The 18683-nt window shown below is 49.2% G+C and carries 19 protein-coding genes, 1 tRNA gene and 1 riboswitch; of the genes, 7 read left to right on the top strand and 13 right to left on the bottom strand.

The window, feature by feature from the left end:
- Positions 1-164: 164 nt before the first annotated feature.
- Positions 165-938 (bottom strand): sulfite exporter TauE/SafE family protein, encoded by a 774-nt coding sequence (locus ACO0K2_RS18305; RefSeq protein WP_423021501.1) that lies wholly within the window; start codon positions 936-938, stop codon positions 165-167.
- 259 nt (positions 939-1197) lie between these two features.
- A riboswitch (FMN riboswitch) is annotated at positions 1198-1361 on the top strand.
- A gap of 109 nt (positions 1362-1470) precedes the next feature.
- Between ACO0K2_RS18305 and ribB the strand changes: the two genes are divergently transcribed.
- The 5 genes from ribB to leuE all read left to right on the top strand — a co-directional run bounded on the left by ribB (position 1471) and on the right by leuE (position 5845).
- Positions 1471-2193, top strand: coding sequence for a 3,4-dihydroxy-2-butanone-4-phosphate synthase (gene ribB / locus ACO0K2_RS18300; protein ID WP_423021500.1), 723 nt, complete (start codon positions 1471-1473; stop codon positions 2191-2193).
- Positions 2194-2351: 158 nt separating this feature from the next.
- Positions 2352-2645 carry a hypothetical protein gene (locus tag ACO0K2_RS18295; RefSeq protein WP_423021499.1) on the top strand — a complete coding sequence of 98 codons (294 nt, stop codon included), beginning with the start codon at positions 2352-2354 and terminating at the stop codon, positions 2643-2645.
- Positions 2646-2926: 281 nt separating this feature from the next.
- Positions 2927-3850 carry a methyltransferase domain-containing protein gene (locus ACO0K2_RS18290; RefSeq protein ID WP_423021498.1) on the top strand — a complete coding sequence of 308 codons (924 nt, stop codon included), beginning with the start codon at positions 2927-2929 and terminating at the stop codon, positions 3848-3850.
- Between the two features lie 252 nt (positions 3851-4102).
- Positions 4103-5074, top strand: coding sequence for a peptidylprolyl isomerase (locus ACO0K2_RS18285; RefSeq protein ID WP_423021497.1), 972 nt, complete (start codon positions 4103-4105; stop codon positions 5072-5074).
- 93 nt (positions 5075-5167) lie between these two features.
- Complete coding sequence (gene leuE, locus ACO0K2_RS18280) at positions 5168-5845, top strand: leucine efflux protein LeuE (RefSeq protein WP_423021496.1); 678 nt, start codon at positions 5168-5170, stop codon at positions 5843-5845.
- 78 nt (positions 5846-5923) lie between these two features.
- Here leuE and ACO0K2_RS18275 read toward each other — a convergent pair whose 3' ends face one another.
- The 5 genes from ACO0K2_RS18275 to ACO0K2_RS18255 form a co-directional block, all read right to left on the bottom strand.
- Positions 5924-6970 carry an aldo/keto reductase gene (locus ACO0K2_RS18275; protein WP_423021517.1) on the bottom strand — a complete coding sequence of 349 codons (1047 nt, stop codon included), beginning with the start codon at positions 6968-6970 and terminating at the stop codon, positions 5924-5926.
- A gap of 16 nt (positions 6971-6986) precedes the next feature.
- Positions 6987-8030 carry a quinone-dependent dihydroorotate dehydrogenase gene (locus ACO0K2_RS18270; protein WP_423021495.1) on the bottom strand — a complete coding sequence of 348 codons (1044 nt, stop codon included), beginning with the start codon at positions 8028-8030 and terminating at the stop codon, positions 6987-6989.
- A 186-nt stretch (positions 8031-8216) separates the two neighbouring features.
- On the bottom strand, positions 8217-8939 hold the full coding sequence (locus tag ACO0K2_RS18265; RefSeq protein ID WP_423021494.1) for an arginyltransferase: 723 nt from the start codon (positions 8937-8939) through the stop codon (positions 8217-8219).
- An 18-nt stretch (positions 8940-8957) separates the two neighbouring features.
- Positions 8958-9701, bottom strand: coding sequence for a leucyl/phenylalanyl-tRNA--protein transferase (gene aat / locus ACO0K2_RS18260; protein ID WP_423021493.1), 744 nt, complete (start codon positions 9699-9701; stop codon positions 8958-8960).
- Complete coding sequence (locus tag ACO0K2_RS18255) at positions 9698-10270, bottom strand: NUDIX hydrolase (protein WP_423021492.1); 573 nt, start codon at positions 10268-10270, stop codon at positions 9698-9700. Before ACO0K2_RS18255 ends, aat begins: the two co-directional genes overlap by 4 nt.
- A gap of 128 nt (positions 10271-10398) precedes the next feature.
- On the opposite strand from ACO0K2_RS18255, the gene ACO0K2_RS18250 reads away from it, so the two are divergent.
- A tRNA-Met gene (locus ACO0K2_RS18250) sits at positions 10399-10475 on the top strand.
- A gap of 91 nt (positions 10476-10566) precedes the next feature.
- On the opposite strand, the gene ACO0K2_RS18245 is transcribed toward ACO0K2_RS18250, so the two are convergent.
- The 3 genes from ACO0K2_RS18245 to ACO0K2_RS18235 form a co-directional block, all read right to left on the bottom strand.
- Complete coding sequence (locus tag ACO0K2_RS18245) at positions 10567-11736, bottom strand: pyridoxal phosphate-dependent aminotransferase (protein WP_423021491.1); 1170 nt, start codon at positions 11734-11736, stop codon at positions 10567-10569.
- Positions 11737-11770: 34 nt separating this feature from the next.
- A complete protein-coding gene (locus ACO0K2_RS18240) occupies positions 11771-12274 on the bottom strand; it encodes a peroxiredoxin family protein (RefSeq protein ID WP_423021490.1) in 504 nt (167 codons plus the stop codon).
- A 273-nt stretch (positions 12275-12547) separates the two neighbouring features.
- A complete protein-coding gene (locus tag ACO0K2_RS18235) occupies positions 12548-13081 on the bottom strand; it encodes a carboxymuconolactone decarboxylase family protein (protein ID WP_423021489.1) in 534 nt (177 codons plus the stop codon).
- A 145-nt stretch (positions 13082-13226) separates the two neighbouring features.
- On the opposite strand from ACO0K2_RS18235, the gene ACO0K2_RS18230 reads away from it, so the two are divergent.
- On the top strand, positions 13227-14129 hold the full coding sequence (locus ACO0K2_RS18230) for a LysR family transcriptional regulator (RefSeq protein WP_423021487.1): 903 nt from the start codon (positions 13227-13229) through the stop codon (positions 14127-14129).
- 99 nt (positions 14130-14228) lie between these two features.
- Here ACO0K2_RS18230 and ACO0K2_RS18225 read toward each other — a convergent pair whose 3' ends face one another.
- The 4 genes from ACO0K2_RS18225 to ACO0K2_RS18210 all read right to left on the bottom strand — a co-directional run bounded on the left by ACO0K2_RS18225 (position 14229) and on the right by ACO0K2_RS18210 (position 18639).
- Entirely contained in the window at positions 14229-16088 is a 1860-nt protein-coding gene (locus tag ACO0K2_RS18225; RefSeq protein ID WP_423021485.1) for a family 2A encapsulin nanocompartment cargo protein cysteine desulfurase, read from the bottom strand.
- Entirely contained in the window at positions 16063-16992 is a 930-nt protein-coding gene (locus ACO0K2_RS18220; RefSeq protein WP_423021483.1) for a family 2A encapsulin nanocompartment shell protein, read from the bottom strand. The genes ACO0K2_RS18225 and ACO0K2_RS18220 overlap by 26 nt, the downstream gene beginning before the upstream one ends.
- 186 nt (positions 16993-17178) lie before the next feature.
- Entirely contained in the window at positions 17179-18135 is a 957-nt protein-coding gene (gene epsC / locus ACO0K2_RS18215) for a serine O-acetyltransferase EpsC (protein WP_423021481.1), read from the bottom strand.
- A 39-nt stretch (positions 18136-18174) separates the two neighbouring features.
- Positions 18175-18639: a rhodanese-like domain-containing protein gene (locus ACO0K2_RS18210; RefSeq protein WP_423021479.1), complete on the bottom strand. Its 465-nt coding sequence runs from the start codon at positions 18637-18639 to the stop codon at positions 18175-18177.
- Between the last annotated feature and the right edge of the window lie 44 nt (positions 18640-18683).

Genomic DNA, 18683 nt, shown 5'->3' with positions numbered 1-18683 from the left:
TCAAGTGCGCTTAATAAATAACGTAGGTAGCTTCGGTATTTTTCGGTATGTTTCGGTATGCTAATTCGTGCTCGCTAAGAAAGCGTGTCGTTGACGTTACGTCACAAAAACAATCCATCGAGCGGTATCAACATCATGGTTTCTTCGTTGCAGACGGGTTATCGTCAGAAAATCAATTTGGTAGCAACCAGTGTCAATGTGGTCGCTAGAATACCCCGTAACAATTTCTCAGGGACTGCGCGTGCTGCTAAGGAACCAATCGTGATGCCTGGCAGGGATCCAATCAATAAAGCGATCAGCAACGACCAGTCAATCGATCCCAGCCACCAATGGCCAAAGGCAGCAATCGCCGTTAATGGTACTGCATAAGCGATATCGGTACCGGCAATGTGCGCTGCAGACATTCTAGGATATAACATCACTAACAGCGTGGCGCCGATTGCCCCTGCGCCAATAGAGGAAATAGTGACCAGTGTACCGAGCAGTGCGCCTGAAATCACGGTGGCAGCTTGCAATTGACGGCCTTGCAATTGTTTTTCAGGATGATTATTCAACCAGTTCAACATTTTGCTTTTGAACAGCAGCGCGATCACAGTCAAAAAGACCGATGCAGCGATTGAATAGCGAATAAGTTGGCCAATTTCTTTGTTCAGGCTACCAAAATGTTTGAGTGCGAGGGTCGCGAGAACAGCTGCTGGTAAAGCGCCGTAGCAAAGTAGGCGAACAACTTGCCAGTCAACGGTGCCGCGTAGACGGTGTGTAAAGGTGCCAGTCGCTTTGGTAATGGACGCAAAAGCGAGGTCAGTACCGACGGCGACGGTAGGCGCAACGCCAAACAAGAGGGTCAACAACGGCGTCATCAACGAGCCGCCGCCTACGCCGGTCAATCCGACCAGCGTACCTACTGCAAATCCCGAAAATATATAAGTTAAAGTCATATCACCCCGTCTAAATTAGGGTGAATCGTAATGAAAGTCGATTCTATTGCAAACTACTTAGTATTCATTTGCTTATATGCGCTTTTGATATATGCATAGTCGGCGAAGGGGATAAGACGTTCTTTAGGCGATGATCGGCGGCTTTATCCCTGTTCGGTAGTGATTTTTTTGTTGAAAATGCATCTCTTCGGTTTTTTCCCTGCGCCGACGTGTTTGAAAAAATGGTCGTATAATTAGCAAGCCGCTAATGCGGTAGGTAGTACGTCTTCAGGGCGGGGTGTAATTCCCCACCGGCGGTAAATCTGAGTTTTCAGACAAGCCCGCGAGCGCCCGTCAGAAATAGCGTAAGTTTTTTTGGCGGGGTCAGCAGATCTGGTGTGATTCCAGGGCCGACGGTCATAGTCCGGATGAGAGAAGATGCGCCTTAGTGCAGTGATCATGGTTTGCGCCATGAGCGCTGTCGTATGGCTATGCGTTTTTGATTTATCCCTGGAACGTCTTTTGCACTTTTTATTTTGCGGAGCGTTTCATTATGTTAGAGAGTAAAAACCCAAGTAATACGGTTGGTACTGCAACCGTTTCCAATGTCAATTCTTCTGCTCATGCTGAGCAGGCAGAAACCTTTAGTCTTGCCCCTTTTGAGCAACGTCTGCAACAAGCCTTGGCTGATTTGCGTGAAGGTCGTCCTGTTTTGTTAATGGATGATTTTGATCGTGAAAATGAAGCAGATCTCATCGTTGCAGCCGAGAAAATCAGTGTCGAGTCGATGGCAAGGATGATCCGTGATGGAAGCGGCATTGTCTGTTTGTGCTTGCCGGAAGAAAAATTATCCCAGCTCGCATTACCCCCGATGGTCAGTAACAATGAAAGCCGTTACGGGACGGCGTTCACCATTTCTATTGAGGCAAAGCAGGGCGTCACAACGGGTGTTTCCGCAGCAGATCGTGTGACAACGATCATGACTGCCATCGCCCCCGATGCGAAGCCGGAGCATTTGGCTAGACCTGGCCATGTGTTTCCGCTACGTGCGGTTGCTGGTGGTGTCTTAGAGCGGCGCGGACACACCGAAGGGTCTGTTGATTTGGCGACGATGGCAGGACTTTCACCCGCCGCAGTGCTTTGTGAATTGATGAACCCGGATGGCAGCATGACGCAAGGCTTGCAGGTGCAGGCGTATGCATTGGCACATGATCTCGTCATCTTAACGATCGATGAGCTTGCCCGCTATCGTCAACAGCAGGTCGCGTCGATGTAAACTTCGCTAAGCAGGATGGTAGAGCGCCAATCCTGCTTAGTCGGGGTATGATGACGTATCAGCGCGTTACTAATTCGGTATCAATTCGGTATCAATTTGGTACTAATTTGGTACTTATAAGGTGGCATCGTGACATGTCAAAAGAAAGGAGAAGGGCGATGAAGATGGGCTATTTTTCGCGTAAGCGAGCAGAAGTCAAACCTTCCTTTTTGTTGGCAGGGATCGTTGCCTGCTTGTTCGCTGTCTCTCCAGTGAGTGACGCTGCCCCTGCGGGTTATTTTGTCTGGAAGAGTAAGACGTCCGATGCCCAGCTCTGTGCTCAAACCTCTCCGGGCGAATTTTGGGAAAAGACCACCGGCCCCTACAAAGACCCGCAATGCGAAAAACTCGCATCGGCAAAAGAGCCGACACCGCCCGTCATTATTTTGGTTCCTGTTGTTAAGACGCGTTAATACGATCAGTTGAAGTTCGTTGGGTTTGATCAGCACTAACAACAGATGTATTGCCTGCCGACGCACCTTTTTCTTGTCATATTGCCGTCTAATGGATGAATTGCGTGTCAATTACACGTCATCTCTGGCGTTTGTTTCTTGTTGATATCTGGATAATCAAGGACTGAGAGTAATCCCAACATGCGATGTTGTTTGCTCTGAGTTGACGATCTGCTTTTGCGTCGGACAATGGTCTGATCATGAGTCAGTCACGTGAAAATACTGATTGAAAAGGAACCACAATGTTGATTGAGCGCGAAGCAGAGAGCTGCTACCTGGGGCAATTTATTCCATTGCAATACCATCACAATATGTTGATGGATGCCAATCGCATGGATAATTTTAAGGCAGCGATTGAACGTCAGGTGTTTGAAGGTGCGAAAGTGCTAGAGCTTGGCGGCGGCACAGGCGTGTTATCGTGGTTTGCGGCGCAAAAAGCAGAAAAGGTCTATTGCGTGGAGTTCAATCCAGACATGGTCACCGAGGCGCGCCGTTTGCTTGCGAAAAATGCCCATGGTGACAGAGTGGAAGTCATCCATGCCGATGCGTTTGAGTATCTTCCGCCCGAGCCAGTCGATGTCGTCATTTGTGAAATGATCCATGTCGCCATGATCCGCGAAAAGCAGGTCGAAGTGATTGAGAATTTCAAGCAACGCTACATCGAAAAATTTGGCGGCCCATTGCCGATTTTTATTCCTGAGGCGGTGGTGATGGCTGTACAACCTTTGCAGCACACTTACGATTTCTCAGGCTATCAAGCACCGATTATTCAATTTACTGACCCTGGTACTTTTTCTGCCGATACCCGCGAACTGGCAGCACCTGCGCTCTATAGCGTGATTGATTTTACTCAGCCGAACGGTCTGCAGATTCAATGGGCCGGTACATTTACCATCGAGACCGCGGGGACGTTGAGTGCTTTACGTTTCGTCACGAAGAATATTCTGGCGGTGTTGCTGGAGACGTCGGCGACGATTGATTGGTTGATTCCTTACATGTCTTTGCCTGTGGCGGAGCCTTTCGAGGTGAAAGTCGGGGATGTCATTGAAGTGAGCTTTGGTTATCGCACTGGTGGATCCTTTGCGTCATTACAAAATTCTCTGCAAGTTCGTCTTCAATCGACAGCGGCATCCCGTGCTGGACACCTGCGACTGGTTCACGCCTAAGCTTGTTGTTGCACACTGATGACGTTGTTCGTAATGGTACCCCTGCGGTACCATTTTTTTTGCTGTGTTATCTCGAAGGGTGATTGCGATCTGTTATCGTGGTTGCTATTGTCGTTTTTATTATTTTTATTATTTTTGTTATTTTTGTTATTTTTGTTATTTTTGTTATTTTTGTTATTTTTGTTATTTTTGTTATTTTTGTCGTCATCTTTATTGCTATCGTTTCCTTTTTATTCTTAATAGGAGTGAGCCATGCCGTTGCAACACCAAGTTCCTGATCAGACCGTGTCGCGTAGTCAATTCCTTTGCCGTTATGCCTCAACAGGGTTGGCAACGAGTCTTTTGGCCATGTCGATCGCGGCACAGGCTGCAATAGTAGTGCCAGAAAACCCACTGAAGGCAAAACCGAGCACGGCCGATCTCGTTAAAACGGCGCAGCCGAGCGATTGGCGTCAGCCCGACCCAGAAAACACGCTCTATCTTGAGTTAGAAAAGGGACGGGTGGTGATTGAGTTAGCGCCGCTCTTTGCCCCAAACCATGTTGAGAATATTCGTAAGCTTGTTCGTGAGGGCTATTTTGATGGGCTTGCTATTGTGCGCTCGCAAGATAACTACGTTGTGCAGTGGGCTGATCCCGATGAAAAACGTGAATTGAAGACGGCAAAGAAGAACTTGGATCCAGAGTTTACCGTGAGCGTACCTAAAGGGATGACGTTTAATCGGCTCTTTGATACTGACGGCTATGCGCCGCAAGTCGGTTTTAGTAACGGCTTTGCCGCTGGTCGTGATCCTAAGACAAACACCACCTGGCTAGCGCATTGCTACGGGGCGGTTGGTGTGTCACGGGACAGTGCAGTCAACACAGGGGATGGTACGTCATTGTATGTGGTCATCGGCAACGCGCCTCGGCAGTTGGATCGCAATATTACCGTGGTAGGGCGTGTGTTAGCGGGCATGCCTTTACTGAGCACGTTGCCGCGTGGTACAGGTGCATTGGGATTTTATGAGAAGCCAGAACAAAACGTCCCGATGAAATCAATACGACTTGCAGCGGACGTGCCTGAAGCAGAGCGTACGCATCTCGATGTGATTCGCACAGATACACCGCTGTTTAAAGCGATTGTGGAAGCGCAACGAAATCGTGGCGGAGACTGGTATAAACGTCCCGCAGGCCATGTTGATTTGTGTAATGTCCAGATTCCTGTTCGTGAGCACAACAAATAGGTCACAGGAGCGGAGGAGTGTACCAATGATGGCGCAGGGGGCGTTACCCTGTTATGATGACAGCCCTGCGCTTTTCTCCCATCGGTATTTCTCATGAACGCTCTCATTCACGCCACGTTTGGCGTCTCCGATTTTTGGACTTTCTTTATTGGGACGATTTTTATCGTCTTGCTACCAGGCCCCAACTCAATGTATGTGTTAAGTGTTGCGGCCCAACGAGGCATCCGCCCTGCATACCGAGGGGCTTGCGGCATTTTCTTGGGTGACTTTATTCTGATGGTGCTCTCTGCCGGCGGTATGGCAACGCTCTTGAAGGGGAGTCCTTCCTTATTCTATGCCGTCAAATATATCGGTGCTGCTTACTTGGGATGGATTGGCTTACAAATGCTGTTGAGTAGTCGGCGTGGTATGCGCCAGGCAGCTTCCCCGGAAGCGGCAGCGGAAGGCAAAGTGGATCTGACTAACTCAATGAGTAAGCCATTTACCCGCGCGCTGATGATTAGCCTGATGAATCCCAAAGCGATTCTATTTTTTATTTCGTTTTTTATTCAGTTCGTTGATCCTGAATTCCATACACCGGTCTTGTCTTATAGTTTTTTGGGACTGGTATGCCAGATTTGTAGTTTTACTTACCTCACCGCTATTATTTTGATCGGTGCAAAGCTAGCCGAGGCATTTCGTCGCCGCCGCCGTTTATCGGCTGGTTTATCTGGCGGGGTAGGTGTCATGTTTATTGGTTTCGGTGCGAAATTGGCAACCGCGACGTTATAACAGCCATCTCTGCATAGAAACTAAAAAGCCCCCGTACTGTTGATTGAGTGCGGGGGCTTTGATTTTCTACGGTACGCGTTATTGACCTGGATTGTTCAATGTTGCATGTATGCTTTCAATACCAGCGATGATTTCGGGGCTGAGCGTGACATCAAAGGCGTCAATGTTTTCTTTTAATTGCGTCAAGGTCGTCGCGCCAATGATGGTGCTGCCGATATACCAACGTGAATAGCACCATGCCAACGCTAACTGCGATGGAGTGAGACCATTCGCCCGCGCCAATTGGGCGTATTGACGGCTGGCTTCGAGCACGCTGGCGCGTGTATAACGAGGACTCCAGGTCGGTGGGAAAATAGTGAGGCGACCATGTGCCTTCGCATCATCAACGTATTTTCCTGTCAACTGACCAAATGCCAGGGGGCTATACGCGAGCAAACTGACGTTTTCGCGGTAGCAGCTTTCATCAAGCCCTTGTTCAAAGGCGCGATTCACTAAATTACAGGCATTTTGGATAGAAACGAGACGCGGAGCGTTGAGTTTTTCTGCTTGGCGTACAAATTCACCTACGCCCCATGCACTTTCATTCGATACGCCGTAGGAGCGAATTTTTCCTTCTTTGATCAAGTCCGATAAAACGCTAATGGTTTCGGCGATCGGGGTGTGTGGTCGCTCAAGTGTTGGGTCGAATTGTTTTTGCCCAAAAATCGGCGCGTTACGGCTCGGCCAATGCAATTGGTAAAGATCGATATAGTCTGTTTGCAGTCGTTGCAAGCTGCTGTCGACAGCAGCGCGAATATTGGCAGCGTTTAGATCGTTCTCACCACCACGAATCCAATGCATGCCACGTGAAGGGCCAGCTACCTTGGTCGCCAGAATAATGTGATCGCGCTTGGCGCTGTTTTTCTTGAGCCATGTGCCAATGTACTGCTCTGTTTTACCTTGCGTTTCGGCGCGCGGCATGACGGGGTACATTTCTGCTGTGTCGATAAAATTAATGCCACGTTCTAAGGCGTAGTCCAACTGCGCATGCGCCTCGGATTCACTATTTTGTTCTCCGAACGTCATGGTGCCGAGACAAATTTTACTGACCTGAATGTGGCTATTACCGAGCAATGTGGTTTGCATAGACATAGTTCTTTCACTAGCGAACGTTACGTAAGGCATTGGCGCATTCTTTCACGAGTGCGGGACCTTGATAAATTAATCCTGAATACAATTGAACCAGAGACGCACCCTCGCGTATTTTTGTCGCCGCATCCTCGCCAGAGAAAATACCACCGACACCGATGATCGGCAGTTCATTGCCTAACTCTGCCTTCAGCGCACGGATAACGCGGTTCGATAATTCAAATACCGGTTTGCCTGACAAGCCGCCTGCTTCTTCTGCATGTGGCAGGCCTTTCACGGCATCGCGTGTGATGGTGGTATTGGTGGCGATAACACCGTCGATACAGTGGCGCAATAGGGCTTCTGCGATCGTTTTAATTTGTTCCGCATCGATATCGGGAGCAATCTTCAAAGCGACGGGCACATAGCGTTTGTGTTGATCTGCCAGTTTTTGTTGTGCGGTTTTTAACTGTGCGAGCAAGTTGTCGAGCTCGTCCGCGCCTTGCAATTGGCGGAGATTCTTTGTGTTTGGTGATGAGATGTTGACGGTGACATAGCTGGCGTAAGGATAGACTTTTTCCAAGCAATGTAGGTAATCCTCTGCGGCACGTTCGATGGGCGTATCGGCATTTTTCCCAATATTTAAACCCAGCACGCCTTGCTTCTCTTGATAGAAGCGGGACGATTGTACGTTGCGCACAAAGGCATCGACACCGCCGTTATTGAATCCCATGCGATTGATGATGGCTTCTGCCTTAGGCAAGCGGAACATGCGCGGCAGTGGATTGCCTGGTTGCGCACGTGGTGTCACGGTGCCAATTTCAATTGATCCAAAACCAAGGGACGCTAGCCCGTCGATATAGGCACCGTCTTTATCCAGACCTGCTGCCAGTCCTACGGGGTTCGGGAATTGCACGCCCATCACTGTACGTGGGTCGTTGACTGGTTTGCTAAATAAGCCACCCAGTCCGGACTTGCTGATGCGTTGTAAGGCAGGGAGGGTGAAGTGATGGGCTTTTTCAGGCTCCATCGAAAACAGGATCGAGCGCGCCAAGGTATAGAAGAGTTTTTCAGGCATAGGAGTAATCGTCGGATGTACGTAGAAGAATAGGTATAAAAGTGCGCTTGAGTGAGGACAGTGACCAAAGAAAAATGAATGCTACTTTATCCTGCTGTCAGTCTAGGTTGTCTGTTGTCATCTGTTTTTTTGTTCATGTTGCTCAATGCGTTTGTTACGTGGTTTTTATTTTTTTCACATTTGCCCCTAGAGAGGCTGCCAATGTCCATGCATTAATGCATCGAGTGGTTTGAAGTTAATTTTATAGGCCATTTTAGGGCTGGCTGCGATCCAGTATCCGAGATAGACATACGGTAATCCGATCTCTTTTGCCTGTCTGATTTGCCAGATCACATTGTAAGTGCCATACGACGCGTTCGCATCGCTAGGATCAAAAAAGGTGTAGACCGAAGAGAGACCATCGGTGAGGATGTCAATCAGGCTTACCATTTTTAATCTGCCTGTTTCATCTCTAAATTCAACTAATCGCGTATTGACACGGCTTTGTAGCAAAAATTGGGCGTATTGATCGTGGCTGTCGTTATCCATCCCACCGCCGGCGTGGCGGTGATGTTGGTATTGCTGATAGAGCTCATAGTGCTCATGTGAATAGCTAAGGCTTGTGACGATAGCGTGTAAGTTGTCGTGTTTTTTTTCTGCGCGGCGTTGGCTGCGATTGGCAACAAACTCATCGACCCGCACTCTGACTGGGGTGCACGCTCTGCAATTATCGCAATGGGGCCGGTAGATGAAAATACCGCTTCGGCGAAAACCATTCTTGACGAGCTCAGAGTAAGTATCCGCATTGATCAGGTGCGCAGGGGTGGCCACTTGTGACCGTGCCTGCAGCCCTTCTAGATAGCTACAAGGATAAGGTGCCGTCGCATAAAACTGAATGCTCGCTAAAGGCAGATCGTTAAGTTGCGTCACGTTTCTCTCTTCTTGTTCTTACTTGACTGATGCGCTACTTTTTGACATCGCTGGTATCACTGAAAGCGGTTGCCAGTCAGTAATTTGTGGCATGGACGTTGCACTACTAATCCACTCCAAAAACGTCGACCGAGGAATCGGTTTTGCTCCCAAAGATGCCAAATGGCGTGTCTCTTGTTGGCAGTCTATCATTTTCACACCGTGCTGGCGCAAGAAAAAAACGAGATGACTTAATGCAACTTTTGATGCGTCGGTGACGCGGGCAAACATTGATTCTCCATAGAACATTTGCCCAATGCTAACGCCGTAAGCACCACCGACGAGTTGACCTTGAAACCACACCTCTGATGAGTGGGCATAACCCTGCGCATGCAAAGCACAGTAGCCTGCGATGATGTCGTCTGAAATCCAAGTACCCGCACCGTCTTTCCGTGGTGCTGCGCAAGCGCGCATGACTTGCTCAAAGGCACTATCGAACCGTACTTCCCAATCAGGGTTGTTTTGAATTTTTTTCAAGGTTTTACGGAGGCTATCGGAGACCGTGAAATCATCCGTCTTAAGCACCATTCGCGGGTCTGTCGACCACCACAGAATCGGTTGTCCCTCTGAAAACCACGGAAAAATACCCCGGCGATAAGCCTCAAGTAGGCGTTCGGGAGAAAGGTCTGCTCCTGCAGCCAACAGTCCGGCTGCACCTTGTTGTTCTGTCAGTGCGGTGTTGACATCAGGAAATGGTGTGTTTTTTTCCAACCAAGGTATCAAGTGCTACTCCGCATTGGCTTAAAGATATCATCCTCGTGCACTGAAAACTGTCCACCGGCTTTCACTTTTTTGATATCGCTAAAGAAAAAGCGCAGCGTATGCGTCACCGTTGGGAAGGCTATGTCGTCCCAGGGAATCTCTTCTTCAGAAAATAACTGCACATCGAGGCTTTCAGTGCCTGCTGCATAATTCAGATCGAGGAGGGTGGCGCGGTAAAACAAATGAACCTGATGGACGTGAGGCACGTTAATGATGGCAAACAGCTCGTGCAGCGCAATATTGGCGCCTGCCTCTTCGATTGTTTCGCGTTGAGCGGCGTGTGCGCTGGTTTCGTTGTTTTCCATGAAACCCGCTGGCAAGGTCCAAAAGCCAAGCCGTGGTTCAATGGCTCTTTTGCACAGCAACACCTTGAGTTCGCCATTTTGCTCCCATACTGGAATAGAGCCCACGACCATTTTGGGGTTCTGATAATGAATGGTGCCACACTGGCTGCAAACAAATCGCTCCCGCGTATCATCAGCAGGTATTTTGAGCTCAACGGGTGCGGCGCATTCAGAACAGAATTTCATAGCAAAATAGAGATAAATTGATGTGATGCTCGCAGTGTAACATCTGCAGTGGCTGGTGCGAAACTCAGTTTAAAGTGGCGGGGTCATTGCGCGCTGCGGTAAAATCGTGTATAGTTTCATTCTTCAGACGCGGGGTGGAGCAGTCTGGCAGCTCGTCGGGCTCATAACCCGAAGGTCGTAGGTTCAAATCCTGCCCCCGCAACCAATTCTTGAAAAAGGCTTACAGAAATGTAAGCCTTTTTTGTTTTTTGCGGTGGAATTCTTTGCTCGACGTGATTCGAGCAAAGAAGCGTTGGCTATAAGCTTGTTAACCTTTCCAATGCGGCAAGGAGCGTGGCGTCTTTTTTTGCGAAGCAAAAGCGAATGACTTTTTGATCAAAGCCGCTGCCATAGAACGCAGATAGCGGGATCGCTGCAACGCCAAGCTCGGTCGTTAGCCACCGACAGAAATCCTGCTCACTCAGATCACTGACCTCTGAAAAATCGACACATTGAAAATACGTCCCTTCACAAGGTAACAATTTCAATTTGGTTTTTGCTAACCCTTGGCGAAATAAGTCGCGTTTTTTCTGATAAAACCCAGGTAAGTCGAGATAAGGTGCTGGATCGGCCATATACGCGGCGATGCCATGTTGTGCAGGCGTATTGACGGTAAAGACGTTAAATTGATGTACTTTCCTAAATTCCGCCATCAGATCGGCCGGCGCTGCAACGTAGCCAGTTTTCCAGCCTGTGACGTGGTAGGTTTTGCCAAAACTGGAGATGACAAACGACCGAGCGGCTAAATTGGGGAATGACGCGACGCTGAGGTGGGGCGCGCCATCAAACACGGTATGCTCGTAGACTTCATCAGAAATAATCAAGATATCGGTGTTGCTCACGATCTCTTCTAGCTTACGCATCTCATCGCGTGTCCAGACTGTGCCACTGGGATTGTGTGGTGAATTGATGACGATCGCACGCGTCTTGCTGTTGATCGCAGTAGCGATTAGATCAAAATCAGGCCTGAAACTGCCTGGTGTCAATGGTACCCGAACAGGTATCCCGCCTGCTAATTGAATATTCGGGACATAACTATCATAGCAAGGGTCTAACACAATTACTTCGTCACCAGGATGCACCACCGCCAGCATCGCCGTTAGGATTGCCTGCGTTGCACCAGCCGTCACGGTGATTTCAGTCGCTGGATCATAGGTATGCTGATACAGTGCCGCGATTTTTGCCGCGATGGCTTCTCGCAGCACGGCAATGCCTGGCATCGGCGGATATTGATTCAATCCTTGGGTCATCGCTTTGGTCACGCCTTCAATCAGGCGTGGGTCGCAATCAAAATCAGGAAAACCTTGCCCTAAATTGATGGCGCCATGCTCGGCAGCGAGCATGGACATCACGGTGAAGATGGTGGTACCTACGTCTGGTAGCTTTGTAGTCAGGTGCGGTGTGCGAAAGTCGGATTGAATCAACATCGTTGTGTGTCTTAAATTTAATGGTGAAGGGTGTTTAGAGCGATAACCAGAGATTATCCCAATCATTTGCCTGAAATTTACCTTCGCGCTTAAATTTTAATTGTGCATTATGGTCAAGGACAAAATGGGTTGGTTGCGTCGCGATCACGCCAAAATTGTCTTTGTGTCCTGGGGCATTGCGCCAAACGGTCGGGAAACGCTGATCCTTTGGATAAGCGTGGGTCGTTAGCTCATTGTAATCGTCGAGATCTTTTTTGTTGGTATCGAGGTTAACACCGAGCAGCATGAATTTGTTTTTACTGTTACGCACATAAAACTCGCGCATCAGCTTTAAGTCGTCGCTACATAAAGGGCAGTCGAATGTAAAAAAGCTGACAAGGACCGTCATGCCTGAAAAATCATGCAAATTGAGCTTTTTTCCGTACACATCTGTACCGTCCAGCGTAAAAGTGGTCGTATTTTTCTGCGCCAGGGAGAGTCCTGACGACAGCAATAAGCCAGAGGCAACGGCGGAGTGGATGAAATCTCGACGTAACATGGTGCAACTCCTTTGTGGTGGTGTGGACTTGATAAACGATGGCCGCTTTCTGCAAAGTAGCAAGCACCGTTGCGTAAGCTTGATTACAGATGCATAACCTTGAGTAATTTGACTAAAGGTATTCTTTCTCTGTAGCTAAGTTTAGGTCAAAAAAGTCCGATGTGGACGTTTCGTTGTTGCATGTGGTAAAAAAACCAGGCTGGGTGGTTCCCAGTCTGGGTTTTGTCAGAGGAAATGATCGTTTAAATGATCGTTAAATGATCGTTAAAGAGATCAAAGCGCTGGTGCAGGAGGGAAATCGACAGGGATTTCCGTTGTACTGTGCAGGTAATTGCTAATGATTTTGTCGCCGATGGCCATCATGATATCAACCAAGTTACCTTCGTTCCATCCAGCATCAAAAAATGCCTGAAGGAGTTGTTTGTCAGTATGCCCCCTTGTAACAGCGACGTTGTGTACCAACTGTGCCAGCGCATCGAGGCGAGTGTCAAAGTGGGCTGTTCCACTGCGGATTTCAAGAATCTGCTGATCGGTGAATCCGACCATTTTTCCGACCATGGTATGCGCTGCAAGACAGTATTGGCAGGCGTTGACTTCGCTGACGACCAGATTGACCACCTCACGTGCTTTTGAGGATAACGAACTTTTCGCATTTTGGAGCGCCAGGTAGGTGCCTAAGGCTGTCTCTGAATAGGTGAATGTGGCATACAAATTAGGTACAAAGGTCAGGGCGCTTTTGAGATTGTCCATTAAGGCTTTATTTGCGTCAGTAGAAGCTTCGTACGTAGGTACTTGAATAGTTTTCATGATGATCCTTTTGAGTCAATGAGTGAATTCGATGATTTACTTCTGTGCGTTGTTGCTGAAGTGAAGTATGTACCTCATCCAAATAGGGCACTAGATCAAAAAACAGACTATCATTCATTCCTAGATGGAATGAATAAGGGATGGTATGGATCGATTAATGGCGATGCAAACATTTGTTCGCGTTGTGGAAACGGGGAGTTTTTCGGCCGTCGCTCGGGAGCAGTCCAGTACGCAAAGTGCGGTCAGCAAGCAAGTCGCGGCGTTAGAGAGGTATTTGGGCGTGCGTCTCCTTGTGCGAACGACGCGTGCTGTCACGACCACTGATGATGGCTTGCGTTATTTCGAGGAAGCCCGTCGGTTGGTAGCGGAAATTTCTGAAGCCGAATCCCATTTACGCGAGGGCGAACGTGCGCTGTCAGGTCCATTGCGGGTCGCGACGTCGGTCGGTTTTGGCTTGCGGGTGTTGCTGCCTCATGTGCGTTCGTTTATGCGCAGTCATCCAGACGTGATTGTCGATTTGAAGCTCGATGATGGCTTTGTGGATTTGATCGAGCAGGGCATTGACGTTGCTGTTCGCATTGGCACATTAAGCGATAGTTCATTGGTCGCCCGTCGCGTCGCTACGTCGCAACGCATGCTAGTAGTAGGGAAGCGTTATTTGGAACAGTTACCAGCAGGCGTCCATCCGCCACGCATCCCGGAAGACCTCTTGCAACACCCCTGTTTGGTCTACACCGAATTGCGTATGCGTAATCAATGGGAGTTCAACACCGCCGACGGTTCATCTGTCAGTGTGCGAGTGAGTGGGCCGTTGCAGACCAATAACTCTGAAGTGTTGCGCTCATGTTTGCGTGATGGGCTTGGTATCGGCTACCTACCCGACTGGCTGATTGCCGATTTGCTCGTGAGCGGAGAGGTGATTCAATTGATGCAGGATTGGTTAGTCAATCCTATTCCAATTCATTTAATCAGTCCCGCCGCGCGTAAGCATTCTGCGAAGGTGAGAGCCTTTAATGATCACGTAGCGAACGCCTTGGCGCGTCCTTAACGCGACAGGTGGGCTTGGGTCTAGAGATAAGCTTGCCCAAACTGTATTTTCAGTTTGGGCAAGTTGAACAAAGAACGTCTGCTGGAAATAATGCTTAGATCATTTCCGTGCCGCTGCTAATCGCGCAACAACAGATACGAGGCGATCAACTTCTTCGCACGTATTGTAAAAAGCGAGGGAAGGGCGCACTGTTGCCTCAAGACCAAATCGACGTAGGATCGGTTGTGCGCAATGGTGACCTGAACGGACGGCAATACCTTCTTCATTGAGGGCTTTGCCGACTTCTTCCGTTTGATAGCCATTGAGAACAAACGATAAAACGCTCGCTTTGTCTTTGGCTGTACCGATTAACCGTACGCCACGAATTGATTGCATACCGTAAGTGGCATACGCTAACAAATCATGTTCGTAACGGGCGATATTTTCGATACCGATTCGCTCGATATAATCAATCGCCGCACCTAATCCGACAGCATCGGCAATATTGCCCGTGCCAGCTTCGAATTTATTAGGTGGCGGTTGATAAATCGTGCGCTCAAACGTGACATCCGCGATCATATTGCCGCCACCTTGCCATGGCGGCATTTTTTCGAGGAGATCGCGTTTGCCATAGACAACGCCGATACCGGTGGGACCGAACAATTTATGGCCGGAAAACACGAAGAAATCCGCATCCAATGCTTGTACGTTCACCCGCATATGCGAGACAGACTGCGCGCCGTCGATCAACACTTTTGCACCAGCACGATGCGCAAGATCAATGATCTCTTTAACGGGAACCACCGTGCCCAAGGCATTCGACACTTGCGTTACTGACACAATCTTGGTGCGGCTATTGAGTAATTTGGTGTACTCACTCAAGATGACCTGACCTGTGTCATCGACCGGAATCACCCGAATCTTTGCGCCAGTGTGTGCTGCCAACTGTTGCCATGGCACGATATTGGCGTGATGCTCGAGATTGGAGACGATGATTTCATCTCCTTCGCCAATATGTTGCGCTCCCCACGTTTTAGCGACCAAGTTAATGCCTTCTGTGGTACCACGTACAAAAATGATTTCATCTGGTGAGCTTGCGCCCAAAAAATTCGTCACTTTTTTACGTGCACTTTCGTAGGCATCCGTTGCACGTGCCGCGAGTTCATGTGCTGCGCGGTGAATGTTAGAGTTTTCGTGTTCGTAAAAATACGATACCCGATCAATCACCGATTGCGGCTTTTGTGTTGTCGCTGCATTGTCAAACCAGACTAATTGCTTTCCATTGACGCGCTCTTGCAGAATCGGAAAATCTCTGCGAATTGCATTGACGTCAAATGGTGGTCGCGCACTGGAGGCCAAGTTTGGGAGTGCCCCTGCATGGCTACCGTGCGGTCCCGGAAAGCGTCCCGTGTCGAGAAAGTAAAACGATCCCGCTTGATCTAGGTTGCTTGAAGACTGCCCAGAGGGAATCCCACCAGAACGCAACGCTGGTTCTTCGGCGCTTAACAAACCGCGTAAATTGTGGTCTGTTGGCGTACCGAATGTTTGCAGTGTTGGCACACTGTCTGCGCTACTGAGTCCTGCTGGATAGCCACTCACATCACCTAAAAAATAAAACGGATTGGCTGGCGCTGGTGAACGTTGTTTGACCTTGTCGATCAATGGTAACGCCGCCGCATAAGCATTCGGTGCATTGTCGGCAAGACCTGCACGTGGTGTGGTAGGCGGCGTTGTTGGTACCGTCGCTGGCGCCGGATGTAGTCCTGTGAATTGCCCGAACTCGTGTTGTGGAGCACGCGTTTGCAGCGTCGCAGGCGCTGTTGGCACCGGAACGGCTCGGTTTGGATGACGTTCCCCATTCGGCAGCGTTGCGAAAAATTCGCTCGCTAGCTGCGCTAGTTCTGCTGGGTCCGGTAATCCACCGCTCTGATGTAAGGGTTGGGTACTCATTGCATTATTTGTAGGTATCTGGATAGTCATGGAACTTGCCGATTTCAACATCGTCAAGTACCGCCAATGCGTCATCGGATTGAATCGCTAATGAGCAATACAAGGAAATGAGATAAGACGAAATGGCGTTACGGCTGATGCCCATGAAACGCACGGATAATCCTGGACTTTGCTCACCAGCGAGACCTGGTTGGAACAAGCCAACGACACCCTGACGTTTGTCGCCAACGCGCAATAACAGAATCTTTGTTTTGCCATCAGCGACAGGGACTTTGTCAGACGGTACCAGTGGGATACCGCGCCATGTCAGGAACTGTGATCCAAATAAACTCACGGTCGGTGGTGGTACGCCACGACGTGTGCATTCGCGACCAAAGGCGGCGATGGCTAAAGGATGCGTCAGGAAGAACGCAGGTTCTTTCCACACTTTCGTCAACAGTTCGTCGAGATCATCTGGGGTTGGTGCGCCAGTTAAAGGGAAAATACGTTGTTCGTCAGCGACATTGGCCAACAAACCGTAGTCAGGATTATTGATCAGTTCACTTTCTCGACGTTCTTTAATCGTTTCAACGGTCAGGCGTAATTGTTCTTTGATCTGATCATGGGGGCTGCTATACAAGTCAGAAACGCGTGTATGCACATCCAACACAGTCGAGACCGCATTGAGGAAGTATTCACGTGGTTTTTCGTCATAGTCTACGAAGGTCTGAGGTAATTCAGACTCATCGCGTTGCGAGCAGGCGACGCGTACATCACGAGGATTTTTGACTTTGTTTAAACGATAGATACCTGCTTCGACTGGCAGCCATTCCAGCAGGTGGGTAAGCCAACGTGGGCTGACGGTTGATAATTTAGGAACCGTTTTGGTTGCATTCGCTAGTTGTCGTGCTGCGTCATCGCTTAATGCTAATTGTGGGATGGTTGATTCTGCCATGGTTGCTCCTTTTAATGAAACGAAAAAAATAAAAATAAAAACACATGCCAACACCTCATAGGGTATCTACGGAAGCGTGGCAATGAGGTAAGCAGAAGTAACAGTCGCGGTTCGATGTTGCTTTGCTGCATTCTTCAGCTCTCGACGTTGTGACGTTGAATGAGCGCTCTTGCCAATGGCATCGGTTTATTGATTTGATCGTGTACTATCTCCGTGCTGTAATGATCCCGCCTGTGTGACATGACTGCCTGCCGCGACATCTTGCGTGATCCAGACGTTGCCTCCAATGACTGCGCCGCGCCCGATGGTGATGCGACCTAGGACGGTGGCACCTGCATAAATAACGACTTCATCTTCAACAACCGGATGACGTGGTAAGCCTTTTTGTAAGGTACCGTTAGCGTCTGCTGGGAATCGTTTTGCGCCGAGTGTTACCGCCTGATAAATACGGACATTCGCGCCAATAATCGCCGTTTCACCAATGACAACGCCGGTGCCGTGATCAATAAAAAAACCGGTGCCGATGGTGGCACCCGGATGAATGTCGATGCCTGTCTGCGCATGTGCAAGTTCCGCTGCAATACGGGCAATCAATGGAGTGCCTAAGCGATAGAGACAGTGTGCAATGCGGTGATGAATCAATGCCAGAATGCCGGGATAACAAAGCAATACCTCATCGACACTACGTGCCGCCGGATCACCTTGGTAAGCAGCAATCACGTCACTATCCAGCAGGACGCGAATTTCTGGTAGTGCTCTTGAAAAACGACGGACAATATCGAGCGCCTGTTGCTCAACATCTTCATTGCTTGAGCCTTGATAACGGGCCACATATTGCAGCTCAAGACGTACTTGATGAAATAAAGAGTGGAGGGCGAGATCTAAGGTGTGACCCACATAGAAATCCTCACTCTCTTGGCGAAGCTCTACAGGACCCAATCGCATTGGAAAGAGTGCGCCGCGTAAGCCGGATAAAATGTCAGCGATCGCATCGCGTGACTGTAACTCACGTCCACCTGGCTCATTTGAACGTTGTCGACCTTCGCGCCAATTTAATCTGACGGCAGCCAATTCACTGACAACACGATCGATATCAAATGAAGGTCGACGTACTTCTGTACTGCCTGATACTTTACTACTCATACCCGAAAACTCCCTTATCCGCTGACTGACGATTAAACGCTAACTCTGTACCCATGGCAGTTGATGAAAGCGCCAGCCATCGGCGGTGCCGCGATGTTGGTCGCCGTTTATTTCGCCTTCAAACCCTTCTTTGATGTTGTAGATATCGGTGAAGCCTGCTTTTTTTGCTGCATCGAGTGCGAGAGCAGAGCGTTTGCCGCTACGACAAAGTAAGAGAATTTTTTTCTCTTTACCGACTTTAGATTCCAGTTCACGGACGAAGCGTGGGTTGCGAGTAAGGCTAGTGCCAGTGGCCCACGGCACGTGGATCGAATCAGGAACGTAGCCGACAAAGGTGCGTTCTTCGGTTGTTCGGACGTCGACCAGCACTGCTTGGCCTGTAGAGAATAGTTCCCATGCATATTGTGGTGAGACGCTATCTGCGACATCCTCGTTGGCTAATAACGTGGCGCGAACAGCATCGTGCGATTGTGCGGCGTTCGCATGTGAAAATGATGCACCCATCTGATCTTCTCCTTATCAATGCGCAGAGGGTTGATGGCACTCCC

Source organism: Undibacterium sp. MH2W, from assembly GCF_049340215.1.
GTDB lineage: Bacteria > Pseudomonadota > Gammaproteobacteria > Burkholderiales > Burkholderiaceae_D > Undibacterium.
This window is presented reverse-complemented; position numbering and strand designations above follow the sequence as displayed.